Below are 22,341 nucleotides of genomic sequence, written 5' to 3' on the forward strand. Positions count from 1 at the left end.
GCTCAGACACCTTCCTTCTGGGTCTTCGGCGCGAGCACGCTGGTGGCGTTGCCCGAGCCGCCGACGCCGGTGTGCAGGTCGTACGCCGACTCGCCGTGGGCGGCCAGGTCGATCCCGCCGACCTCGTCCTCCTCGGCCAGGCGCAGCCCGATGGTGTACTTGATGGCCAGCGCGATCACCGCGGTCAGCACGCCGGAGTAGGCGACCGCGACCAGCACGCCGAGCACCTGGTCGACCAGGGAGTCGACGCCGCCGCCGTAGAGCAGGCCGTCGACGCCGCCGGCGCCGTCGCTGGTGGAGAAGACGCCGATCAGCACCGTGCCGACGATGCCGCCGACGAGGTGGACGCCCACGACGTCGAGGGAGTCGTCGAAGCCGGCCTTGAACTTCAGGCCGACGGCCCAGGCGCAGACCGCGCCGGCGATGGCGCCGATGGCCACCGCACCCTCGATGTCGACCGCGCCGGCGGCCGGGGTGATGGCGACGAGGCCCGCGACGATGCCGGAGGCCGCGCCGAGCGAGGTGGCCTTCTTGTGCAGGACGCGCTCCACGACCAGCCAGCCGAGGATGGCGGCCATGGTGGCCAGGGTGGTGTTGGCGAAGGTGCGGCCGGTCTCGGAGAGGAACTGGGCCATGTCGGCCTCCTCGCTCTCACCGCCGAAGACGATCGAGCCGACGTTGAAGCCGTACCAGCCGAACCAGAGCAGGCCGGCGCCGAGCATGGTCAGCGTCAGGTTGTGCGGGCGCATCTTGTCGCGGGGCCAGCCGACTCGCTTGCCGAGCAGCAGCACGAGCACGAGGGCCGCGACGCCGGCGTTGATGTGGACGGCCGTGCCGCCGGCGTAGTCCTGCGCGCCGATGCGGCCGCAGATGAGGGAGTCGTCGGTGCAGCTGAAGACCATGTGGGCCAGCGGGAAGTAGACGACCAGGGCCCAGATCGGCACGAAGGTCACCCAGGCGGCGAACTTCATGCGGCCCTCGACCGCGCCGCTGATGAGGGCGCAGGTGATGATCGCGAAGGTCATCTGGAACATCACGAAGATGTAGCCGTCGGTCGTGACGCCGTCGAGCCAGAACAGCTCGAAGGGGTTGGCGAAGAAGGTGCCCTCGCCGCCGAAGCCCATCGACCAGCCGACCGCGACGTAGAGGATGCCCACGATCGCGGCGGCGATGTAGGACATCATCATCATGTTCAGCACGGACTTCGAGCGGGACATGCCGCCGTAGAACAGGGCGAGCGCGGGCACCGTCATCATCAGCACGAGCGCTGTCGCGATGAGCATGAAGGCGTAATAGCCGTCCACAGGACCTCCAGGGGAATTGCGCGGTGACGCTGGGGCGTCGGCGACTCCGGTGTCGGCGGCCCAGCGGCTGTTGCAGGAGACCTTGGTGGGGCCAGGTTTCCTCTCCCCGTGAGGTGTGTTTCAGCCACGTAAACGACCCGGTGGCTGTGTAACTTCACGATGACGTGACGACGGGCGCGGCCCCGCACCGAGGTGCGGGGCCGCGCCCGTGCGGCCCGGTCGGCGTGCGCCGGGCGCTCAGCCCAGCAGCGCGTCGACGAAGGCGCCGGAGTCGAAGGGCGCCAGGTCGTCGGGGCCCTCGCCCAGGCCCACGAGCTTGACCGGCACGCCGAGCTCGCGCTGCACGGCCACGACGATGCCGCCCTTGGCGGAGCCGTCGAGCTTGGTGAGCACGATGCCGGTGACGTCGACGACCTCGCTGAAGACGCGGGCCTGGATCATGCCGTTCTGACCCGTGGTGGCGTCGAGCACCAGCAGCACCTCGGTGACGGGGGCCTGCTTCTCGATGACCCGCTTGACCTTGCCCAGCTCGTCCATGAGGCCGGCCTTGTTCTGCAGCCGGCCCGCGGTGTCGACGATGACGGTGTCGGCGCCCTCGCTCGCGCCCTGCTTGACCGCCTCGAAGGCGACGCTGGCGGGGTCGGTGCCCTCGGGGCCGCGCACGACGTCGACCCCGACGCGCTCGCCCCAGGTGGCCAGCTGCTCGACGGCGGCGGCGCGGAAGGTGTCGGCGGCGCCGAGCACCACCGAGCGGTCCTCGGCCACGAGGATGCGGGCGATCTTGCCCACCGTGGTGGTCTTGCCGGCGCCGTTGACGCCGACCACCAGCACGACGCCGGGCCGGCCGTCCTCGCCGCTGACCTGGAGCCGGCGGTCCATGCTCGGGTCGACCAGGGCCAGCAGCTCCTCGCGCAGCACCTCGCGGGCCTGGGAGGCGTCGGCGCCGTCGACGCGCATGCGGGTGCGCAGCCGGTCGACCAGCTCCTGGGTGGGGCCGACGCCGATGTCGGCGGTGAGCAGGGTGTCCTCGATGGACTCCCAGGTGTCCTCGTCGAGCCGGTCGCGCGAGAGCAGCGCGAGCAGGCCGCGGCCCAGGGCTCCCTGGGAGCCGGCCAGCCGCTGACGCAGCCGCTGCAGGCGCGAGGCCGTGCTCTCCGGCCGCTCCAGGGTCGGCGCGGGGGCGGTCTCGGGCTCGACCGGCGCCTCGGGCTCGAGGGTGGCCGGCGGCGAGCTGAGCTCGACCGGCTCGGCGCCGTCCTCGACGGGCGTGCCGAGGACGTCGGTGTGGGTGTCGGGCAGGGGCGCCGGCTTGCGGCGGCGGGTCACCACCAGGCCGGTCACGGTGGCCACGAGGGCCACGCCGACCAGCGCGATGACGAGGATCAGGATGGCGATGGCTTCCATGGCCTCATCCAACCAGAGCGGGCCGCCGTGCCTGTCGGGCAGGAGCGTGACTCGGCGGCTCGCCCCACGGCACCTGCCGCCGGGCTGCTCGCGAGCCGGCCCACAGCCGCGGGCGGATGCTCAGGCGGAGCGGTCCTGCTGCGCGCCCACCCGGGCGCGGGCGTCGTGCTCGAGGGTCGGGACGGCGTCGGCGGCGCGCGACATCACGCCGCCGAGCCACTCGCCCTGCGGCGGCGTCTGCCCGCGGTGCGGGAAGGCGACGTAGAAGATGACCAGGCCCGCGAGGACGAGGATGACGAGCATGGCGACGGCGATGACGAGCACGCGGACCTTCCGAGACGTGTGAGGCGCGGCGCCCGGTCGGGGCCGCACCGTCACGGTCGCACAGGCGGGGTCAGCCCGCCTCACCCCCGCGCAGGAGTGGCTCGACTGCGACACGGATCACGTCGGGCATCGGGGTCACCGGCCGGGCCGGGTCGGTGTCGTCGACGTAGACGTGGACGAAGCGGCCCTCGGCCGCCGCCTCCTCCGCGTCGCCCTGGAAGAGACCGATGCGGTAGACGATCGAGGAGGTGCCGACCTTGTCGACGACCAGGCCCGACTCCACCGGGGCCGGGAAGCCGATCTCGCGGAAGTAGCGGCACGAGGTCTCGGCCACGACGCCGATGGCGGGCAGGCGGCGCACGTCGACGCCCGTGTGCTCGTAGAGGTGCGCGTTGACCGCGGTGTCGAACATCTCGTAGTAGGTCGCGTTGTTGAGGTGCCCGTAGGCGTCGTCGTCGCGCCAGCGCGTGGTGATGGTGCGCCAGGCGACGTAGTCGGCTCGGGTGGGTCGGGTGCGGTCGCTCACGGCGGCCATCCTGCCAACGCCCGGCGCGCCGACCGACGACGGGGCGCCGCGGGCTGACCGCGTCGTCGAGGGCCCGCTGCGCACCGTCCGGGTCGGCCGCCGGGGTTAGGCCGTCTCCGCCTCGCGCAGCCGCTGGCTGATGACCGTGGAGACCCCGTCGCCGCGCATCGTCACGCCGTAGAGGGCGTCGCCGACCTCCATCGTCCGCTTCTGGTGGGTGATGACGAGCAGCTGCGAGCTCTCGCGCAGCTCCTCGTAGATCTGCAGCAGCCGGCCCAGGTTGGTGTCGTCGAGCGCGGCCTCGACCTCGTCGAGGATGTAGAACGGCGACGGCCGGGCCTTGAAGAGGGCGACCAGGAAGGCCACCGCCACCAGCGAGCGCTCGCCGCCGGAGAGCAGCGAGAGCCGCTTGACCTTCTTGCCCGGCGGGCGTGCCTCGACCTCGATGCCGGTGGTGAGCATGTCGGAGGGGTCGGTGAGCACGAGGCGGCCCTCGCCGCCGGGGAAGAGCCGGGCGAAGGTGGCGTCGAAGGCCCGCTCGACGTCGGCGTAGGCCTCGGTGAAGACCTGCTCCACGCGCACGTCGACGTCCTTGACGATGTCGAGGAGGTCCTTGCGCGTGCGCCGCAGGTCGTCGAGCTGCTCGGAGAGGAACTGGTGGCGCTCCTCCATCGCGGTGAACTCCTCCAGCGCCAGCGGGTTGACCCGGCCCAGCTGGGCCAGCGCGCGCTCGGCGCTGCGCAGCCGCTTCTGCTGCTCCTCGCGCACGTAGGCCACCGGCTCCGGGGCGGGGTCGTCCTCGGCCGCGTCCGGGGCGGGCGCGACCGGCACCGGCTGGTCGGGGCCGTAGTCGGCGACGAGGGCGTCGGGCTCGACGCCGAGCTCGTCGAGGGCGCGCTGCTCGAGCTGCTCGATGCGCATCCGCTGCTGGGAGCGGGCCAGCTCGTCGCGGTGCACGGTGCTGACCAGCTCGTCGTGCTCGCGGCCCAGGTCGCGCAGCCGTGCCCGGGCGGCGAGCAGCTCGCCCTCCCGGCCCCGCCGCTGCTCCTCGATCGCGGTGCGGGCCTCGGCGGCCAGGCCCACCGACACCTCGAGCCGCTCCAGCACCGCGGCCACACCGGCGCCCACGGCGCGGGCGGCGCGGGCCTCGCGCTCGAGCCGGCGGCGCCGCTCGGCGGCGCGGGCACGGGCCTGGCGCTCCTGCGCCGCGGCGCGCAGCAGCGAGTCGGCTCGCCCGTGCAGCGCGCGCGCCCGCTCCTCGGCGGTGCGCAACGCCAGCCGGGTCTCCATCTCGCCCTGTCGCGCCTCGCGGGCCGCCGCGGCGAGGCGCTCGCGCTCGGCGGTGTCGGGCTCCTCGTCGGGGCTCTCCTCCGCCCCGGCCAGGCGGGCCTCGAGATCGGCCAGGCCCGCGACGTCGCGGTCGCGCGCGGCCTCGGCCTGCGCGATGGCCTGCTCCAGGCGCTCGGCCTCCCCCCGCGCCGCGCGCGCCTGCGAGCCGTGCTGGCCCAGCTCCTCCGCGACGGCGGCCAGCGTCGCGTCGGACTCGTGCAGGCTCGCCAGCGCGGCGTCGACGCGCTGCTGGGCCTCGAGGCGCTCCCGCTCCAGGCGGGAGAGCGCGAAGCCGAGCCGCTCCCCCGTCGCGACCGCCTCGGCCAGCTGGGTCGTCGCGTCGTCGACGGCGGCCTGGACCTCGATCAGGCTCGGCTGGTCGCCCGACCCGCCGGCTGCGAGGTGGGCGCCGAGCACGTCGCCGTCACGGGTGACCGCGACGAGGTCGGGGGCCTCGGCGACCAGGGCGCGCGCGGCGGTGAGGTCGTCCACCACGGCGACCTTGCGCAGCAGGCGGGCCAGGGCGGCCCGCAGCCCTGCGGGGCACTCCACCGAGTCCACGGCGTACGACGCCGTCGCCGGCAGGGCCGGCCAGTCACGGTCGGCCGCCGCCCCGCCGGCCTCGGCCGGGTCGGCCGCCAGCAGCAGCCCGGCCCGGCCGAGCTCGCGGTCCTTGAGGTGGCCGATGGCCGCGAGCGCGGCGTCGGGGCCGGTGACCGCGACGGCGTCGGCGGCGGCGCCGAGCGCCGCGGCGACGGCGGTCTCGTGGCCCGGGCGCACCGACACCAGCGCCGCGACCGAGCCCAGCAGGCCGGAGACGCCGTCGGAGGCGGCGAGCAGGGCGCCCGCGCCGTCCTTGCGCTGCAGCCCCATCTCGAGGGCCTCCTTGCGCGCGCTCAGCGCCGAGCGCTCGCGGTCGGCCCGGGCGGCCTCCTCGCGGGTGGCGGCCAGCTGCTCCTCGAGGTCGTCGAGGGCGGCCACGGCGGCCTCGTGCTCGGCGTCGAGGCCCTCCTCGCCCGCGTCGAGGCCGGCGACACGGGTCTCCAGGGCGGTGAAGTCGCGCTGGGCCCGCTCGGCGCGGGCCACCGCGGCCTCGCGGGCGGCACCGAGGCGGCCCACCTCGTCGGCGGCCGCCGCGGCGCGCGAGCGCAGCGCGTTGACCTGGCCGTGCAGCCGCGCGAGGCCTTCGCGGCGGTCGGCCGCAGCCCGTTGCAGACCCGCCACGCGCCGGTCCTCCGCGGCGGCGGCCTCCTCGGCCGCCGTGCGGTCGGCGACGGCCCGGTCCATCGCGGCGCGTCGCTCCTCGACCTCGGCCGCGCTCTCCTGCTCGCGCGCGCGGGCCCGCTCGGCCTGCTCCTCGAGCTCCTCGGGGTCGCGGCCCGAGGGCTGCTCGGGCGCCGCACCGGCGGCGTTGCGCACGCGCTCGGCAGCCAGCGACTGGGTGCCCCGCAGCCGCTCGCGCAGGCCCGAGAGGGCGAACCACGTCTCCTGGGCCGCCGACAGCGCCGGGAGGTCCTCGCGCAGCGCCGCCTCGAGAGCCGCCTCGGCCTCGCGGGTCTCGGCGAGGGCCGCCTCGAGCCGGGTCCGGCGCTCCAGGAGCACCGACTCGTCGGCCAGCTCCTGCTCCAGCGACGTGCGGGCGCCCACCAGGTCGTCGGCCAGCAGCCGCGCCCGGGCGTCGCGCACGTCGGCCTGCACGGTCGCCGCACGGCGGGCCACCTCGGCCTGGCGGCCCAGCGGCTTGAGCTGGCGACGGATCTCGCTGAGCAGGTCGGTCAGCCGCGTGAGGTTGCCGTCGGTGGAGTCGAGCTTGCGCAGCGCCTTCTCCTTGCGCTTGCGGTGCTTGAGCACCCCGGCGGCCTCCTCGATGAAGCCGCGCCGGTCCTCCGGTGTCGCGTGCAGGATGGTGTCGAGCTGGCCCTGCCCGACGATGACGTGCATCTCGCGGCCGATGCCGGAGTCGCTGAGGAGCTCCTGCACGTCGAGCAGGCGGCAGGTGCTGCCGTTGATGGCGTACTCCGAGCCGCCGCTGCGGAACATGGTGCGGCTGATCGTCACCTCGGCGTACTCGATCGGCAGCGCGCCGTCGGAGTTGTCGATGGTGAGGAGCACCTCCGCACGCCCCAGCGGTGGGCGGCCCGAGGTGCCGGCGAAGATGACGTCGTCCATCTTGCCGCCGCGCAACGACTTCGCGCTGGCCTCGCCCATCACCCAGGCGAGGGCGTCCACGACGTTGGACTTGCCCGAGCCGTTGGGCCCGACGATGCAGGTGATGCCCGGCTCGAGCTGGAGCGTGGTGGCGGACGCGAAGGACTTGAAGCCCTTCAGGGTCAGGCTCTTGAGGTACACCACGGGCTCCTCGGTCGTCGCGTCCGGACGGGCACGGGGCCGTCTCGACGGCCACGTGGGGGAAGCCCGGCGCCCGTCACCCTACCGGCGCCGGCTCCGGCCGGCGGGTCAGACGTCGTCGAGCGGCGCGGTGCGCGCGTCGGCGTGGGCGATGTGGCTGAGCTGGCGCCACAGCGCGACCACGAGCACCGCCGAGCCGACGAAGGCGAACCAGAAGGGGGCGGTGACCCCGAACCCCTGGGCCAGCGCCCCACCGAGGGCCGACCCGATCACCAGGCCGCCGTAGACCCCGACCAGGTTGACGCTGCCCACGCGGCCCTGGAGGCGGGCGGGTACGGCCCGCTGGCGCACGGTGATGGAGGTGGTGCCCCAGATGAAGGCGTGGGCGCCGAAGACGAGGAAGATCGGCAGGGCCACCCGAGGGTCGGTGGTCAGGGCGAGCCCCAGGTGGGTGAGGGTCTCGACCACCAGCCCCACGCGCATGAGGTCGCCCAGGCTGACCCGGCGCGTGATCCAGCCGTAGGACAGCGTGCCGAGCAGCCCGCCGACGGCACCCACCGTCGTGACCAGGCCGAAGCCGACCGCGCCCAGCCCCAGCCGCTCGGTGGCGTAGAGCACCAGCACCGACCAGGCGGCGCCGAAGGTGACGTTGAAGGCGAAGATGGTCAGCACGAGGGTGCGCACGGCCGCGTGGTGGCGCACCCACCGGAAGCCCTCGCCCACCTCCGCCCGCAGCCGCCGGTCGGCGCGCGGCACGTCGGTCGGCGCCGGCCGGTGCGGCAGCACGAGACGCGAGAGCAGCAGGGCCCCGAGGGCCACGAGCACCGCCTGCGCGGCGAACGGCCACGCCGCGCCCGCCGCGAAGAGCGCGGCGCCCAGCGGCGGGCCCGCGAGCTGGTTGACGGTGATGAAGCCGGTCTGCAGCCGGGCGTTGCCGACCGCGAGGTCGTCGCGGTCGACCAGCATCGGCAGGATCGTGCTCGAGGCGTTGTCGGCGAACATCTCCGCCGTGCCGAGCAGGAAGAGCGCGACGAGGACGAGACCGATCGAGACGGCGCCGGTGAGGACCGCCGTGGTCAGCAGGGCCAGGACGCCGCAGCGCACGAGGTCGACGGCGATCACCAGCCGCCGGCGGTCGACGCGGTCGGTCAGCGCCCCGGCGTAGAGACCGAGCAGCAGCGGCGGCAGCCACTGCACCAGCGCCGCCAGCGCGACCAGGAACTCCTGGTCGGTCTGCGAGGCGACCAGGAGCGGCCCGGCGGCCAGCACGATCCCGTCGCCCAGGTTGCTGGTCCACGAGGAGGCCAGGAGCCACCGGTAGCCCGGGCCCAGCCGACGGGGCACGACGATCTCGACCAGACTGCTCACGGGGTCAGGACGCTAGCGCTCCGCCCCGCGGTCGGCACGCGGGTTTCCGGCCGGCGTGCGCCGACCGGTGCGGCGGGTCAGGCCGGCTGCATCTCCTGGGTGTGCGCGGCGTCGAGGATCTCGGCGGCGCGCGAGGCGACCAGGCGGTCGTTCTCCTCGCTGAGGCGGACGACGAGCGACTCCAGCTCGGCCACCCGCGCGCGCAGTCGCGCGTTGTCGGAGGCGAGGCGCGGGTCGCGCAGGTCGCTGCTCATGTAGCCGATCAGCGCCTTGGCCATGGCTTACCTTCCGGAGGTGGGTCTGGGTGCGTGCGGTACGACCCTGAGAGGGCCGTCTACAAGAGTCCCACCGGTGCCCCGCAGGGTCAATCCGAGCGCACAGGCGGGGCCTGGCCGGGCCCGGTCGGGCCTGGTCGGGGTCGAGCTCAGTCGGGGGCGGGCAGCGCCGGCCCGGCGAGCGGCCCCGGCGCCCGCCGACGCCGCGGCGCCGGCTGGCAGACGGGGCAGAAGAACGAGGAGCGGTTGGTGAACGCCACGCGTCGGATCGGCGTGCCGCACCGCTCGCACGGCTCGCCCTCGCGTCCGTAGGCGTGCAGCGAGCGGTCGAAGTAGCCCGACTCGCCGTTGACGTTGACGTAGAGGGCGTCGAACGACGTGCCGCCCTGCGCGAGGGCGTCGCCCATGACCTCGCGGGCGTGCGCGAGCAGCTCGACGACCTGGCCGCGCGTGAGCCGCTCCCCCGGCCGCTCGCCGTGGATGCGCGCCCGCCACAGCGACTCGTCGGCGTAGATGTTGCCCACCCCGGAGACCAGCCCCTGGTCGAGCAGCAGCCGCTTGACCGCCGAGCGGCGGCGGCGCACCGCGGCGACGAAGGCGTCGTCGTCGAAGGCCGGGTCGAGCGGGTCGCGCGCGATGTGGGAGATCTCGGGCGGGAGGACGGCGCCGCCGACCGAGATCGACAGCCCGCCGAACATGCGCTGGTCGACGAAGCGCAGCTCACGGCCCTCGTCGGCCCCCGCGAGCCGCAGCCGCACGCGCAGGTGCCGCTCGGCCGGGGCCTGCGGCGGCTGCACCAGCATCTGGCCGCTCATGCCGAGGTGCGCCACCAGGGCGTCACCGGTGTCGGCGTCGTCGAGGGGGAGCCACAGGTACTTGCCGCGTCGGCGGGCGCCGACGATGCGGCGGCCGGTCAGGTCGGCGGCGAAGCCCGCGGGGCCGGCCGCGTGCCGGCGCACCGGGCGCGGGTGGAGCACCTCGACGTCGGTGACGGTGGCGCCCACGACGTGGCGCTCGAGGCCCGCGCGGACGACCTCGACTTCGGGCAGCTCCGGCACGGGTCAGGCGTCGGCGTCGGTGGGCGCGACGACCTCGCCGACGGCCTCGGTGACGGCGACGGTCGTGGGGTCGACGACGCCGAGGGCACTGGCGATCTCGCCGTACGCCGTCTCGGCGGCCGCCTGCTCGGCCTCCTTCTTCGACCGGCCGTTGCCGTTGCCGTAGAGCCGGTCGGCGACGCGCACCTGGGCGGTGAAGGTCTTCATGTGGTCGGGGCCGTCGTCCTCGATGACGTACTCCGGCACGCCGAGGGTGTGCTCGGCGGCGAGCTCCTGCAGCGAGGTCTTCCAGTCCAGCCCGGCACCCATCGCCGACGCCGCCTCGATGAGCGGGTCGAAGAGACGGTGCACGACGCGCGCCGAGGTCTCGAAGCCCCCGGGTGACATGTGCACCGCGCCGATGACCGCCTCGACGGTGTCGGAGAGGATCGAGGCCTTGTCGCGACCGCCGGTCGACTCCTCGCCCCGACCGAGCTTGACGTGCTCGCCCAGCCCGATCGCGCGCCCGACCTCGGCCAGGGCGCGTGCGTTGACTACCGCGGCCCGGAGCTTGGCCAGACGGCCCTCCGAGAGGTCGGGGTGGGTGACGTAGAGCTGCTCGGTCACGACCACGCCGAGCACCGAGTCGCCCAGGAACTCCAGGCGCTCGTTGGTCGGCAGGCCGCCGTTCTCGTACGCGTAGGACCGGTGGGTCAGGGCACGCTCGAGCAGCTCGGGGGCCAGCTCAGGGTCCCCGAGCGCTGCTCGGAGCTCGGCGTAGTCGTTCAGATCAGAGGACCTGACGACGCTCGGCGCGCGCGCCGTACTGACCGCAGGTGGCGCAGGCGCGGTGGGGCAGGTGCTTGGCACCGCAGGCCGGGTTGGCGCAGGTCACCAGGGTGGGGGCGACGGCCTTCCAGGCCGAGCGACGGTGACGCGTGTTGCTCCGCGACATCTTCCGCTTCGGGACAGCCACAGTTCTCTCCTCTACCAGGGCCGGCAGGTCCGGCTCGCTGTGGAGCACCCGGGATGGGCACTCCGGTCGTTCGGTGGGTGGTGCGGGGTTGGTGCACGATCGGTGCACCGTACTGCCTCGGCGCCGGGTCAGTCGCCCCGGGGAGCCTCGTCCTGCTGGAGCGCGGCCAGGCCGGCCCAGCGGGGGTCGATCGGTTCCTCGTGCGAGTGGTCCGGATCGTCGGCGAGGCGGGCACCGCACTCGGTGCACAGCCCCGGACAGTCGTCGCGGCACAGCGGCTGGAACGGCAGTGCGAGCACCACCGCGTCCCTCAGCTGGGGCTCCAGGTCGACCAGGTCGTCCTCGAGCCGACTGACCTCGTCGTCCTCGTCGTGCGGGGTCTGGTGCTGCTCGTAGACGTACAGCTCCTGGAACGTCACCTCGATCTCGTCGGAGATCGGCTCCAGGCACCGCGCGCACTCGCCCTCGAGCGTGGCTCGCGCCTCGCCCGTCACCAGGACCCCCTCCATGACCGACTCGAGGCGCAGGTCGAGGTCGACCGGCGCACCCTCGGGGACATGGAGGACTTCGATGCCGAGATCTGCTGGGGCTGGGACCTGACGGGACACCTGACGCTGGGACCCCGGGCGGCGGCCGAGCTCGCGGGTGTCGAGCACGAGCGGCGCTCTCGGGTCCAGGCTCTTCAGGGTGTCACTTCCGGTTCCAGGCACAACAGATCGTCGGGAATCGTAACCGCCGCGGGGGTGGCGGACCAAAACGCAGCTCCGGCCCTCCCCCGCAGGTCACCAGGCAGGTCACCGGGCAGCGGCGTTCTCCGCGATCCGGGCCCGCAGCCGCTCGTCGACGAAGGCCGGCACCAGCGTGGAGACGTCGCCGCCGAAGGTCGCGACCTCCTTCACCAGGCTCGAGGCCAGGAAGGAGAACTCGGGGCTGGTCGGCACGAAGACGGTCTCGACGTCGCTGAGGGAGGCGTTCATCTGGGCCATCTGCAGCTCGTAGTCGAAGTCGCTCACCGCGCGCAGTCCCTTGACGATGGCGTGGACCCCGTGCTCGGAGCAGAAGGTCGTCAGCAGCCCGCTGAAGCCGTCGACGCGCACGTTGGACCAGGGCGCGCAGGCCTCGCGCAGCATGTCCATGCGCTCCTCGGCGGTGAACATCCGGTTCTTCGAGGCGTTGACGCCGACGGCCACGACGACCTCGTCGAAGAGCGAGGCGGCACGCCCGACGATGTCGAGGTGGCCCAGCGTGACGGGGTCGAAGGATCCGGGACAGACGGCTCGGCGCACGCGCCACTCCTCGGGGTCGGGTCGGGTCGGGTGGGGGGCAGAGGTGGGGATCGGGGTCGTGCTCGGGTCGTGGGGTCAGTCCGGCTCGGGGGCGTGGGCCGTCCACACGGTGGTCTCACCGTACGTGCGGCGCCGCACGTCGTCGAAGCCGTCGGGCCACGTCGGCTCGGGGCTGCGCGAGGAGCGCTCCACGAGCACGAGCGCGCCGGGCACCAGCCACTCGTGCTCGACCAGGGCGGCGAGGTCGGCGGCCACGGCCTCCTCGGGCAGGGGGTAGGGCGGGTCGGCGAAGACCAGGTCGTAGGGCGCCACCGCGGGCCGCGACAGCACGCTGGCCACGGGGGCGGCCCGCACGTCGGCGCGGGGGAACCCCAGCGTCCGCGCGTTGGCCGTCACCAGGGCGGCCGTGCGGCGGTCGGACTCGACCAGCGTGACGAAGCCGGCGCCGCGCGACCACGCCTCGAGCCCGACCGCGCCGGAGCCGGCGTAGAGGTCGAGGAAGCGCAGGCCGTGCAGCGAGCCGCACCACGACTCCATGACCGAGAAGAGCGCCTCGCGGACCCGGTCGCTGGTGGGACGGGTGGCGGCCCCGCGGGGCGTGGCCAGGCGACGACCACCCGCGCTGCCCCCGATGATCCGGGTCACGAGCGCTCCATCCAGTCGGCGCGCACCGAGTCCTCGAGCGCGCGCACTGCGGCGGCCACCTGCGGCACCCCGTCGAGGTCGGGGTCGTCGTCGAGCAGGCTCCCGGCCGCCGCGCGCGCGGCGAGGATGGTGTCCTCGTCGCGCAGCACCCGCAGCGTCTCGAGGCTGGAGCGGCCACCCGACTGCGAGCGGCCCAGCACGTCGCCCTCGCGTCGGGTCTCCAGGTCGACCTGGCTCAGCTCGAAGCCGTCGGTGGTGGCCGCGACCGCGTCGAGCCGCTCGCGCGCCGGTCCGGGCAGCGTGTGGGTGACCAGCAGGCACAGCCCGGGCAGGCCGCCGCGGCCGACGCGCCCGCGCAGCTGGTGGAGCTGGGAGACCCCGAACCGGTCGGCGTCGAGCAGCACCATGGTGGTGGCGTTGGCGACGTCGACACCGACCTCGACCACGGTGGTGGCCACGAGCACGTCCACCTCGCCGGCCGCGAAGGCCGTCATCGTGCGGTCCTTGTCCTCCGGTGTCATCCGGCCGTGCAGCGGCTCGACCCGCAGATCGGCCAGGGGGCCCGCCCGCAGCTCGGCCAGCACCTCCTCGACCGCGCTGAGCGACGGCGGGCGGGCCAGGGGCTGCCCGTCCTCGTCGAGGTCGACGGCGTCCTGCCCGCCCTGCTCGACGACGTCGCCGCTGATGCGCGGGCACACGACGTAGACCTGGTGGCCGGCGGCGACCTCCTCGCGCACGCGCTGCCAGACCCGGTCGACCCAGTGCGGCGCCTCGGCCACCGGCACGACCGTGGTCTGGATGGCCGCGCGCCCGGCCGGCAGCTCGGCGAGCGTCGAGACCTCCAGGTCGCCGAAGACGGTCATCGCCACGGTGCGCGGGATGGGGGTCGCGGTCATCACGAGCACGTGCGGCGGGCTGCCGGCCTTGTCGGTGAGCGCCGCACGCTGCTCGACGCCGAAGCGGTGCTGCTCGTCGACGACGACGAGCCCGAGGTCGGCGAGCTGCACGGTGTCCTCGAGCAGCGCGTGGGTGCCGATGACGATGCCGCTCTCGCCGCTGGCCAGCCGCGAGAGCGGGGCGGTGCGCTGCCGCTTGGTCATCGAGCCGGTGAGCAGCTCGACGCCGGTGGCCTCGGCGGCACCGCCGAGCATGCCGCCGCCGGCGAGGTCGCCGAGCAGTGCGGTGATCGAGCGGTGGTGCTGCTGGGCCAGCACCTCGGTGGGCGCCAGCAACGCCGCCTGGCCGCCGGAGTCGACGACCCGCAGCATCGCGCGCAGCGCCACCAGGGTCTTGCCCGAGCCGACCTCGCCCTGCAGGAGGCGGTGCATCGGCACGGGACGGGCCAGGTCGGCCTCCACCTCCGCCCCGACGGCGCGCTGGCCCTCGGTCAGCTCAAAGGGGAGGCGGGCGTCGAAGGCGGCGAGCAGCCCTCCTCCGCCGGCGCGGACCTGCGCCCCCTGCGCCTGCAGCGCCCGGCGGCGACGGCCGAGCACCAGCTGGGTGACCAGGGCCTCCTCGAAGCGCAGGCGGTGCTGGGCGCGCGTGACCTGCCCCCAGTCGTCGGGCAGGTGGATCCAGCGCAGGGCGGTGGCGCGGTCGAGCACGCCGTGCTCCGCGCGCAACGGCTCGGGCAGCGCGTCGGGCGGGTCGTCGAGCACCGAGAGGGCGAAGGTGATCGCGCGCTGGAGATCCCAGGAGTCCACGCCCTTGATCGCGGGGTAGAGCGGGTAGAGGGCACGCAGCGCCTCGAGCTCGAGGGGCTGGCGACCCTCCTGGCGCTTCCGCTCGAGGTCGCGCCCCTCCTCCTCGCTGAAGAGCACCATCTGCGGGTTGGTCAGCTGCCACTGCCGGTTGAAGATCGTGGCCTTGCCCTGGAAGATCCCCCGCCGTCCCACCTCGAGGCGATCGGCGTGCCACTGGGCGACGCCCTTGCGCTTGGAGAAGAACGTCATGCGCAGCGGCGGCCCGTCGGTCTCGACCGTCACCTCGACGCGGAAGGCCGGCTTGCCGGTGCGGCGGTCCTCGTAGGGGATGACCCTCGTGGCGACGACCCGGCCCACGACGACGAGCACCTGGCCCTCCTCGACGTCCTCGACGAGGGTGAGCTCGGCCGTGCGCAGGTAGCGCCGCGGCAGGTGGTGCACGAGGTCGCCGACGGTGCGCAGGCCCAGCTTGTCCACGACGAGGTCGCGCTTGGCCTTGTCGGCGTTGCCGAGCACCGTCTCGACCGGGGAGTCAGGACCGATCACGAGAAGAGCCTCCCCGCCCTCACTCGACCGACACCAGGAGGGGGTAGCGGTCCTGGCCGCCGTCGTAGACGACGACCTCGACGGTGGGGTGCTGCTCCTCGAGCCACCCGGCCACCCGCGTGGCCAGGGATCCCTCGGGGTCGTCGACCCCCGCCACCACCGTGACCAGCTCGCCGCCGCTGGCCAGCAGCCGGTCGAGCACCTGCGTGGCGACGTCGAAGGCGTCGGAGCCGACGACCACGAAGTCGCCCGCGACGACGCCCAGCACGTCGCCGGGCTCGCAGGGCCCGGCCATGGTCATGGCCTGGCGCGCCGCCACCGTGACCGCACCCTGGCGCACGTGGCGCGCGGTCGCGGTCATCTCGCGCACGTCGCGGTCGAAGCCGCGCCCGGGCTCGTGGACCGCCAGGGCGGCCAGCCCCTCGACCTGGGCGATCGTGGGCACCACGGCGACCCGCAGACCGAGGTCCTGGGCGGCGGTGGAGGCCGCCACCTCGGCCACCCGCACCGACGCCTCGTCGTTGGGCAGCAGCACGACCTCGGCGGCGCCGCTGGCCTCGATCGCGGCGAGCACCTCGCCGGTGGAGGGCCGACGACCGGGCCCCCCGGCCACGACGACGGCCCCGGCCTCCTCGAAGAGCCGCGTCAGGCCCGCACCGGCCGAGACGGTCACGACCCGCCTGCCGCTGCGCGAGGCCGCGCCGACGGGGGTGGCCGCCGCGCCCGCGCGCTGCTCGGCGAAGTGGGTGACCCGGATCCGGTGGGGGCGACCGGCGTCGATGCCCGCCTCGATCGCCGCGCCGACGTCGTCGACGTGCACGTGGACGTTCCACAGGGGGTCGCCGCCCACGACGACCAGGGAGTCGCCCAGCCCGCCGAGCCGCGCCCGCAGCTCCGGCACACGCTCGGCCGTGGTCTCCAGGAGGTACATCACCTCGTAGGACGGCCCGTCGGCGGCCAGCGCGTGACCACCGGGGGCGAGGTGGGGCACCGGGATGGTGCGGGCGGCCCCCAGACCGGTCGCGACCGGCACCGGGCGCCGGCCGGTGAGGACGGTCTCGGCGGCGTCGAGCACGACGCTCAGGCCACGACCGCCCGCGTCGACCACACCCGCCTCGCGCAGCAGCGGCAGCTGGTCGGGCGTGGCGGCCAGCGCTGCACGCGCCGCCGCCGCGGCCGCGGCGAAGACGTCGCGGGCACGGGCGCGGGGCTCCTCGGCCCGGAGCACCGCGGCGTCACCGGCGGCACGGGCGACGGTGAGCATCGTGCCCTCCACGGGCTCCCCCACGGCGGCGTAGCTCGCGGCCGCCGCACGGCGCAGGGCGTCGGCGACGACGCCGGCGTTGGTCTCCTCGGAGGTCGCGGCGAGCAGGCGCTCGACGATCGCGCGCAGCATCTCGCTGAGGATGACGCCCGAGTTGCCGCGGGCCCCCAGCAGCGCGCCGCGCCGCAGCGCCTCGAGGGCCTCCACCACGTCGGCGTCGGACCGGTCGGCCACCGCCTGCCGCACCGCCTCGCGCGCCGCGGAGACGGTGAGGTGCATGTTGGTGCCGGTGTCGCCGTCGGGCACGGGATAGACGTTGAGCGCGTCGACCTCCTCGCGCGCGGCCGCGAGGGCGTCGACCGCGACGTCGACGAAGCGCAGCACGACGGCCAGCTGCACGTGGCCGCTGCCGGGGACTTCCATCGACTCACCTCGGGTCGGGCTGCCGGGGCAGCGGACGGGGCGCCCGGACCGGATCGTCGCCCGGGGGGTGCGGGGCTTAGGCTAGATCAACGCACCGACGCCGCTCGCGCGGCTCGGTCGGCTCGATTCGCCCGTGCCCGGAGACGTCGGATACTCTGGTGCGGTTGCCCGCTCGACCGGGCCCCTCGAACGTCGTTCGAACCTCATCTCTAGCAATCGATCTACAGGAGTTCACGGTGGCTGCCGTCTGCGACATCTGCGCCAAGAAGCCTGGCTTCGGCAACAACCGGCCGTGGTCGCGCAAGATCACGAAGCGACGCTTCGACCCCAACATCCAGCGCGTCCGTGCCAAGGTCAACGGCACCCCGAAGCGCCTCAACGTCTGCACCGGGTGCCTCAAGGCCGGCAAGGTCTCCCGCTGACCCAGCGCAGCACCCACGCCTCGACAGGGGCCGTCACCTCGCGGTGACGGCCCCTTCGTCGTTCACCGGGGCCTCAGAGGACCGGGGCCTCAGAAGTGGGTCCACCCGGTCGGCCCGTCGTAGGCGGCGCCGTCGAGGGTGACGCCGGAGCCCTCCCCCACCGTGCCGATGGGCGTGAAGCCCTCCGGCAGGTCCGCCCCCGCCGGGAAGGTCGCCAGCAGCGCGTGGTCGTCACCGCCGCCGAGCACGAAGGAGAGCGGGTCGGCGCCCAGCGCGGCACCGACGGCCTGGAGCGGCTCGGCCAGGTCGAGCGCGGCGCGCTGCACGTCGACGGCCACCCCGGAGGCCCGGGCCAGGTGCCCGGCCTCGGCCAGCAGGCCGTCGGAGACGTCGATCATCGCCGTCGCCCCGGCGTCGGCGGCGGCCGGACCGGCGTCGTAGGGCGGCTCGGGGCGGCGGTAGGCCTCCACGAGCACCCGCGGCGAGCGGAAGCCGCGACCCAGCACCGCCAGGCCCCCCGCGGCCCAGCCCTGGCGTCCCGCGAGCGCCAGGACGTCGCCGGGACGGGCGCCGGAGCGCAGCACCGGCGCGACCGTGCAGACCCCCATGACGGTGACCGCCACGACGACCTGGTCGGCGCGGGTCAGGTCGCCGCCCACGACGCTGGCCCCGACCAGCGCGCACTCGTCGGCGAAGCCCTGGGCGAAGTCCAGCGCCCAGGCGACCTCCAGGTCGGCCGGGGCCGCCAGGCCGATCGTGAGCGAGGTGACGCGCCCGCCCATGGCGTTGACGTCGGAGATGTTCTGCGCCGCGGCGCGGTGGCCGATGTCGGCGGCCGAGGCCCACTCGCGGCGGAAGTGACGTCCCTCGACCATGAGGTCGGTCGACACCACGACGTGCCCGGTGCGCACCCGCAGCACGGCGGCGTCGTCGCCCGGGCCCACCAGGACGTGCTCGCCCTGCGGGAAGCGGCGTACGAGCTCCTCGATCAGGCCGAACTCGCCGGCGTCGGCCAGCGTGGCCCCGGGCGGGAACGACGGCTGGGACGACGGGCCGGACGAGGGGACGGACGACGGGGGTGTCATGGCCCCATCCCAGCAGACGCGGGGACCGTGGCGCGGACCGGTGACGGTCGGGTACCCGGCGCGGCGGTGGGGGCGGTAGGTTGACCGCGAATCGTCTGCGTGAGCAGATCCACCGACCAGCAGAGTCGCTGTAGAGGGAGAACCACCATGGTCGTCCAGGCGTACATCCTCATCCAGACCGACGTCGGCAAGGCCGCCGAGGTGGCCACGGCCATCGCGCAGGTCAAGGGTGTGACCCTCGCCGAGGACGTCACCGGGCCCTACGACGTCATCGTCCGCGCCGAGGCGCGCAACGTCGACGAGCTCGGCAAGCTCGTGGTGGCCAAGGTGCAGACCCTCGAGGGGATCACCCGCACCCTCACCTGCCCCGTCGTGCACATCTGAGGCAGCCGCCTCCCGCCCCGCACCGACGGGGCACCGACCGCACGACCGACGCCCCGCGCCCCCGACGGCACGGGGCGTCCGTCGTGTCCGGGACGGCGGCACCCGCCGCCGGCGACCGGACGGTGTGGGACCCTCGTGCCATGAGCGAGGACTTCCCGGGCCCCGTCGCCGTCATCGCCGGCGGCCTCAGCCACGAGCGCGACGTCTCCCTGGCCAGCGGCCGCAACCTGGTGCGCGAGCTGCGCGCCCAGGGCGTCGAGGCGCACGCCTACGACTTCGACCGCAACCTGATGCACGCCCTGGAGCGCGACAAGGTCGCGGTCGCCTTCCCCGTGCTCCACGGGCAGTTCGGGGAGGACGGGGAGATCCAGACCCTGCTGGAGCTCCTCGGCCTGCCCTACGTCGGCTCCTCCAGCAACGCCTGCCGCGTGGCCTGGGACAAGGGCACCGCCCGCGAGCTGATGCGCCGGGCCGGCATCCCGGTGCCGCAGAGCGTCGGCCTCTCGGCCCAGACCTTCCGCGACATCGGCGCCAACGCGCTCATGGAGCACGTCATGACCCGCCTCGGCGACCGTGTGGTGGTCAAGCCCACCCGCTGCGGCAGCGCGCTCGGCGTCACCGGCGTCGACGGCATGGGGGCGCTGCCCTCGGCCCTCGTGGGCAGCTACGCCTACTGCGACGACGCGCTCATCGAGCGCTTCCACCACGGCGTCGACGTGAGCGTCGTCTGCGTGGAGCGCCCCGGCGGTCTCGAGGCGCTCATGCCGGTGTGGGTGGAGTACGAGAAGGGCCACGAGTTCGACTTCAGCGCCCGCTACACCGCGGAGTACGTCTCGCTCTCCCGCGCGCCCTTCACCGACGAGCAGGTCGCCGAGATCGGCCGCACCGCCGTGGAGGCCCACCGCGTGCTCGGCCTCAGCGGCGTCTCACGCTCCGACTTCATCGTCGAGCCCGACGGCTCCTTCGTCGTGCTCGAGACCGCGATCACCCCCGGCATGACCGAGACCTCGGTGATGCCCTACGCCTGCACCCACAGCGGCACCTCGCTGGGCGAGGTCGCCCGCGACCTGCTGCGCGGCGTCGTCGCGGGCTGAGCCCGGACGCCGGGCTCGAGCCTCGAGCCCCTGACGCCCGGGCCGGGCCTCAGCGCAGGCCGACCGGGCGCTCGAGGGCGAGCTGGATGAGCTCCCCGACGAGGTCGGTGTAGGCCAGGCCCGAGGCCTCCCACATCTTGGAGTACATCGAGATGGGGGTGAAGCCGGGCATCGTGTTGATCTCGTTGATCACGACGTCGCCGTCGGGGGCCACGAAGACGTCGACGCGCGAGAGCCCCTCGCCCCCGATGGCCTCGAAGGCCTGCACGGCCAGGGCGCGCACCCGCTCGGCGACGTCGTCGGGCAGGTCGGCCGGGGCCTGGGTGCGGGCCTGGGAGTCGGAGAGGTACTTGGCCTCGAAGTCGTAGAAGTCGGCGGCGTCGTGGTCGACCACGATCTCCCCCGGCACCGACGCGCGGGTCGGGCCCCCGGCGCGTCCGCCGAGCACCGCGCACTCGATCTCGCGACCGGCGAGCGCCTGCTCGACCAGGACCTTGGGGTCGTGGGCGCGCGCCTCCTCGATGGCGTCGGCCAGCCCGGTCAGGTCCTCGACGCGCGTCACGCCGAGCGAGGAGCCGGCCCGGGCGGGCTTGACGTAGACCGGGAACCGCAGCTCGGCCTGCACCCGGTCGACCACCGCGGAGGGGTCCTGCTCCCAGGCACGCGGCAGCACCACGACGTAGGGCCCCACGGGCAGGCCGTGGCCGGCGAAGACCAGCTTCATGTAGTGCTTGTCCATGCCCACCGCGGAGGCCAGCACACCGGCCCCGACGTAGCGCACGCCGGCGAGCTCGAGCAGGCCCTGGATGGTGCCGTCCTCGCCGTAGGGCCCGTGCAGCAGCGGGAACACCACGTCGACCGGGCCGGCCTCGCCGAGGCTGGCCAGCGCGGGCCCGGCGTCGGTGGTGACCTCGGGCAGCCGGTCGGCGGCCAGCTCCCAGCGGGCGGGGTCGTCGGGGGCCAGCACCCACTGCCCCTCGCGGGTGATCCCGACGGGCAGCACGTCGTAGGTGTCGCGGTCGATCGCCCTCATCACCCCGGCGGCGGTGGCCGCCGAGATCGCGTGCTCGCCGGAGCGGCCGCCGAAGACGAGGGCCACCCGGACCTTCCGGGAAGGGGTCTCGGTCATGGTCCGCGACCCTACTGAAGGCTCGCGGCCACCTCGTCGAGGCGCGCCCCGCGGGAGGCCTTGAGGAGAACGGCGTCACCTTCCGCGACGTGCTCGCGCAGCCACGCGACGGCCGCGGCGTTGTCGGGCAGCAGCACCGCGCGCTGCCCGGCGCCGGCGGCGATGCCCTGCGCGGCAGCACCCACCACGACCACGACGTCGACGCCGCGCTGCGCGGCGTAGGAGCCGACGGCGCGGTGCTCCTCGGGCGCGGCCTCCCCCAGCTCGCGCATCTCCCCCAGCACCGCGACGGTGCGCCGCACGGCCGGGTCGGCGCCGAGGGAGACCAGGGCGTCGACGGCGGCCCGCATCGACTCGGGGTTGGCGTTGTAGGAGTCGTTGAGCACCACGACGCCGTCGGCGCGCTCGGTGAGCTCCATGCGCCACTGCGAGAGGGCCTCGACGGCGTCGAGCGCCTCGCCGACCAGGGCGGGGCTGACGCCGGCCGCGAGCGCGGCCGCGGCCGCGGCGGCGGCGTTGAGCGCCTGGTGGGCGCCGACGAGCCGCAGCGTGACGGGCACGTCGCCCTGCGCGGTGGCCAGGGTGAAGGAGGGCCGGCCGAGCCGGTCGAGCCGCAGCCCCCCGACCCGTACGTCGGCGCCCTCGGCCTCGCCGAAGCTCACCACCGCGCCCCGCGTGCGGGAGGCCATCGCGGCGACGCGGTGGTCGTCGGCGTTGAGCACGGCGGTGCCCTCGGCGGTGAGGGCCTCGACCAGCTCGCCCTTGGCCTCGGCGATGGCCTCGCGCGAGCCGAACTCGCCGAGGTGGGCCTGGCCGACGTTGAGCACGACGGCGACGTCGGGGCGCACCAGGGCGGTGAGCTCGGCGATGTGGCCGCGCCCGCGGGCGCCGAGCTCGAGCACCAGGTAGCGGGTGTCGGGCTCGACGCGCAGCGCGGTGAGGGGCATGCCGAGCTCGTTGTTGAAGGACCCGCGCGTGGCCACCGTCGGGGCGGCGTGGGCCAGCACGGCGCCGAGCAGGTCCTTGGTCGAGGTCTTGCCCTGCGAGCCGGTGATGCCGACGACGGTGAGACCGCCCGCGCGGCGGACCTGCTCCACGACGTGGGAGGCGAGGCGCTGCAGCGCCGCGCGCGCATCGGGCACGACCACGGTCGGCAGCGGGGTCGGACGGCTGCCCAGCACCGCCACGGCGCCGGCCTCGCCGGCCTGCGCGGCGTGGTCGTGGCCGTCGGAGCGCTCGCCCACGAAGGCGACGAAGAGGCTGCCCGGACCGGCCTCGCGCCCGTCGATGACCACGGGGCCGGTCACGGTGGTCCCCGCCCCGGCCACCGCCCCCGGCTCGGCGCCGGTCGTGCCGCCGGCGCCGGCGGGGAGCACGACCTCCCCGCCGACCACCGCGGCCACCTCGGCCAGCGACAGGGCGATCACAGGGCTGCTCCGGGCGCGGTCCCGACCTTCGACGTCATGTC

General features: G+C 74.7%; 21 protein-coding genes. 3 read left to right on the forward strand and 18 right to left on the reverse strand.

Annotated elements, in window-relative coordinates; genetic code table 11:
* Positions 1–2 precede the first annotated feature (2 nt).
* The 15 genes from ASF50_RS12120 to ASF50_RS12190 form a co-directional block, all read right to left on the reverse strand.
* The gene (locus tag ASF50_RS12120; RefSeq protein ID WP_056862899.1) at positions 3–1,283 is read right to left on the reverse strand and encodes an ammonium transporter; all 1,281 of its coding nucleotides are present in this window, start codon (positions 1,281–1,283) and stop codon (positions 3–5) included.
* A 258-nt stretch (positions 1,284–1,541) separates the two neighbouring features.
* Positions 1,542–2,708: a signal recognition particle-docking protein FtsY gene (gene ftsY / locus ASF50_RS12125; RefSeq protein ID WP_056904613.1), complete on the reverse strand. Its 1,167-nt coding sequence runs from the start codon at positions 2,706–2,708 to the stop codon at positions 1,542–1,544.
* Positions 2,709–2,828: 120 nt separating this feature from the next.
* A complete protein-coding gene (locus tag ASF50_RS12130) occupies positions 2,829–3,032 on the reverse strand; it encodes a hypothetical protein (RefSeq protein WP_056862359.1) in 204 nt (67 codons plus the stop codon).
* Positions 3,033–3,102: 70 nt separating this feature from the next.
* Positions 3,103–3,558 carry an acyl-CoA thioesterase gene (locus tag ASF50_RS12135; RefSeq protein WP_228941880.1) on the reverse strand — a complete coding sequence of 152 codons (456 nt, stop codon included), beginning with the start codon at positions 3,556–3,558 and terminating at the stop codon, positions 3,103–3,105.
* A gap of 105 nt (positions 3,559–3,663) precedes the next feature.
* A complete protein-coding gene (gene smc, locus ASF50_RS12140; RefSeq protein ID WP_056904614.1) occupies positions 3,664–7,236 on the reverse strand; it encodes a chromosome segregation protein SMC in 3,573 nt (1,190 codons plus the stop codon).
* 108 nt (positions 7,237–7,344) lie between these two features.
* The gene (locus ASF50_RS12145) at positions 7,345–8,604 is read right to left on the reverse strand and encodes an MFS transporter (protein WP_056904615.1); all 1,260 of its coding nucleotides are present in this window, start codon (positions 8,602–8,604) and stop codon (positions 7,345–7,347) included.
* Between the two features lie 77 nt (positions 8,605–8,681).
* The gene (locus ASF50_RS12150; protein WP_056862355.1) at positions 8,682–8,882 is read right to left on the reverse strand and encodes a hypothetical protein; all 201 of its coding nucleotides are present in this window, start codon (positions 8,880–8,882) and stop codon (positions 8,682–8,684) included.
* 146 nt (positions 8,883–9,028) lie between these two features.
* The gene (gene mutM, locus ASF50_RS12155; protein ID WP_056862354.1) at positions 9,029–9,937 is read right to left on the reverse strand and encodes a bifunctional DNA-formamidopyrimidine glycosylase/DNA-(apurinic or apyrimidinic site) lyase; all 909 of its coding nucleotides are present in this window, start codon (positions 9,935–9,937) and stop codon (positions 9,029–9,031) included.
* A 3-nt stretch (positions 9,938–9,940) separates the two neighbouring features.
* Positions 9,941–10,705, reverse strand: coding sequence for a ribonuclease III (gene rnc / locus ASF50_RS12160; RefSeq protein WP_082503227.1), 765 nt, complete (start codon positions 10,703–10,705; stop codon positions 9,941–9,943).
* Position 10,706: 1 nt separating this feature from the next.
* A complete protein-coding gene (gene rpmF, locus ASF50_RS12165; protein WP_056862353.1) occupies positions 10,707–10,892 on the reverse strand; it encodes a 50S ribosomal protein L32 in 186 nt (61 codons plus the stop codon).
* 128 nt (positions 10,893–11,020) lie between these two features.
* Positions 11,021–11,578, reverse strand: a complete 558-nt coding sequence (locus ASF50_RS12170; RefSeq protein ID WP_056862897.1) for a YceD family protein — start codon at positions 11,576–11,578, stop codon at positions 11,021–11,023.
* Between the two features lie 108 nt (positions 11,579–11,686).
* Positions 11,687–12,178 (reverse strand): pantetheine-phosphate adenylyltransferase, encoded by a 492-nt coding sequence (gene coaD, locus ASF50_RS12175; protein ID WP_056904616.1) that lies wholly within the window; start codon positions 12,176–12,178, stop codon positions 11,687–11,689.
* Positions 12,179–12,253: 75 nt separating this feature from the next.
* Positions 12,254–12,823, reverse strand: coding sequence for a 16S rRNA (guanine(966)-N(2))-methyltransferase RsmD (gene rsmD, locus ASF50_RS12180; RefSeq protein ID WP_056904617.1), 570 nt, complete (start codon positions 12,821–12,823; stop codon positions 12,254–12,256).
* Complete coding sequence (locus ASF50_RS12185) at positions 12,820–15,072, reverse strand: ATP-dependent DNA helicase RecG (RefSeq protein ID WP_056904618.1); 2,253 nt, start codon at positions 15,070–15,072, stop codon at positions 12,820–12,822. The genes rsmD and ASF50_RS12185 overlap by 4 nt, the downstream gene beginning before the upstream one ends.
* A gap of 19 nt (positions 15,073–15,091) precedes the next feature.
* Positions 15,092–16,759 (reverse strand): DAK2 domain-containing protein, encoded by a 1,668-nt coding sequence (locus ASF50_RS12190; protein ID WP_056904619.1) that lies wholly within the window; start codon positions 16,757–16,759, stop codon positions 15,092–15,094.
* A 236-nt stretch (positions 16,760–16,995) separates the two neighbouring features.
* Here ASF50_RS12190 and rpmB point away from each other — a divergent pair, with 236 nt between their 5' ends.
* Positions 16,996–17,181, forward strand: a complete 186-nt coding sequence (gene rpmB, locus ASF50_RS12195; RefSeq protein ID WP_056862348.1) for a 50S ribosomal protein L28 — start codon at positions 16,996–16,998, stop codon at positions 17,179–17,181.
* Positions 17,182–17,270: 89 nt separating this feature from the next.
* Here rpmB and ASF50_RS12200 read toward each other — a convergent pair whose 3' ends face one another.
* The gene (locus tag ASF50_RS12200) at positions 17,271–18,266 is read right to left on the reverse strand and encodes a thiamine-phosphate kinase (RefSeq protein WP_056904620.1); all 996 of its coding nucleotides are present in this window, start codon (positions 18,264–18,266) and stop codon (positions 17,271–17,273) included.
* A 147-nt stretch (positions 18,267–18,413) separates the two neighbouring features.
* Between ASF50_RS12200 and ASF50_RS12205 the strand changes: the two genes are divergently transcribed.
* Entirely contained in the window at positions 18,414–18,650 is a 237-nt protein-coding gene (locus ASF50_RS12205) for an Lrp/AsnC family transcriptional regulator (protein ID WP_056862346.1), read from the forward strand.
* A 140-nt stretch (positions 18,651–18,790) separates the two neighbouring features.
* Positions 18,791–19,744, forward strand: coding sequence for a D-alanine--D-alanine ligase (locus ASF50_RS12210; protein WP_056862345.1), 954 nt, complete (start codon positions 18,791–18,793; stop codon positions 19,742–19,744).
* A 49-nt stretch (positions 19,745–19,793) separates the two neighbouring features.
* On the opposite strand, the gene ASF50_RS12215 is transcribed toward ASF50_RS12210, so the two are convergent.
* Together ASF50_RS12215 and ASF50_RS12220 are read right to left on the reverse strand one after the other, a co-directional pair.
* A complete protein-coding gene (locus tag ASF50_RS12215; protein WP_056904621.1) occupies positions 19,794–20,873 on the reverse strand; it encodes a D-alanine--D-alanine ligase family protein in 1,080 nt (359 codons plus the stop codon).
* An 11-nt stretch (positions 20,874–20,884) separates the two neighbouring features.
* Positions 20,885–22,300, reverse strand: a complete 1,416-nt coding sequence (locus tag ASF50_RS12220) for a UDP-N-acetylmuramoyl-tripeptide--D-alanyl-D-alanine ligase (RefSeq protein WP_056904622.1) — start codon at positions 22,298–22,300, stop codon at positions 20,885–20,887.
* Positions 22,301–22,341: the final 41 nt, after the last annotated feature.

Origin of the sequence: Nocardioides sp. Leaf307 (assembly GCF_001423135.1) — a bacterium.
GTDB classification, from domain to species: Bacteria; Actinomycetota; Actinomycetes; order Propionibacteriales; family Nocardioidaceae; genus Nocardioides; species Nocardioides kribbensis.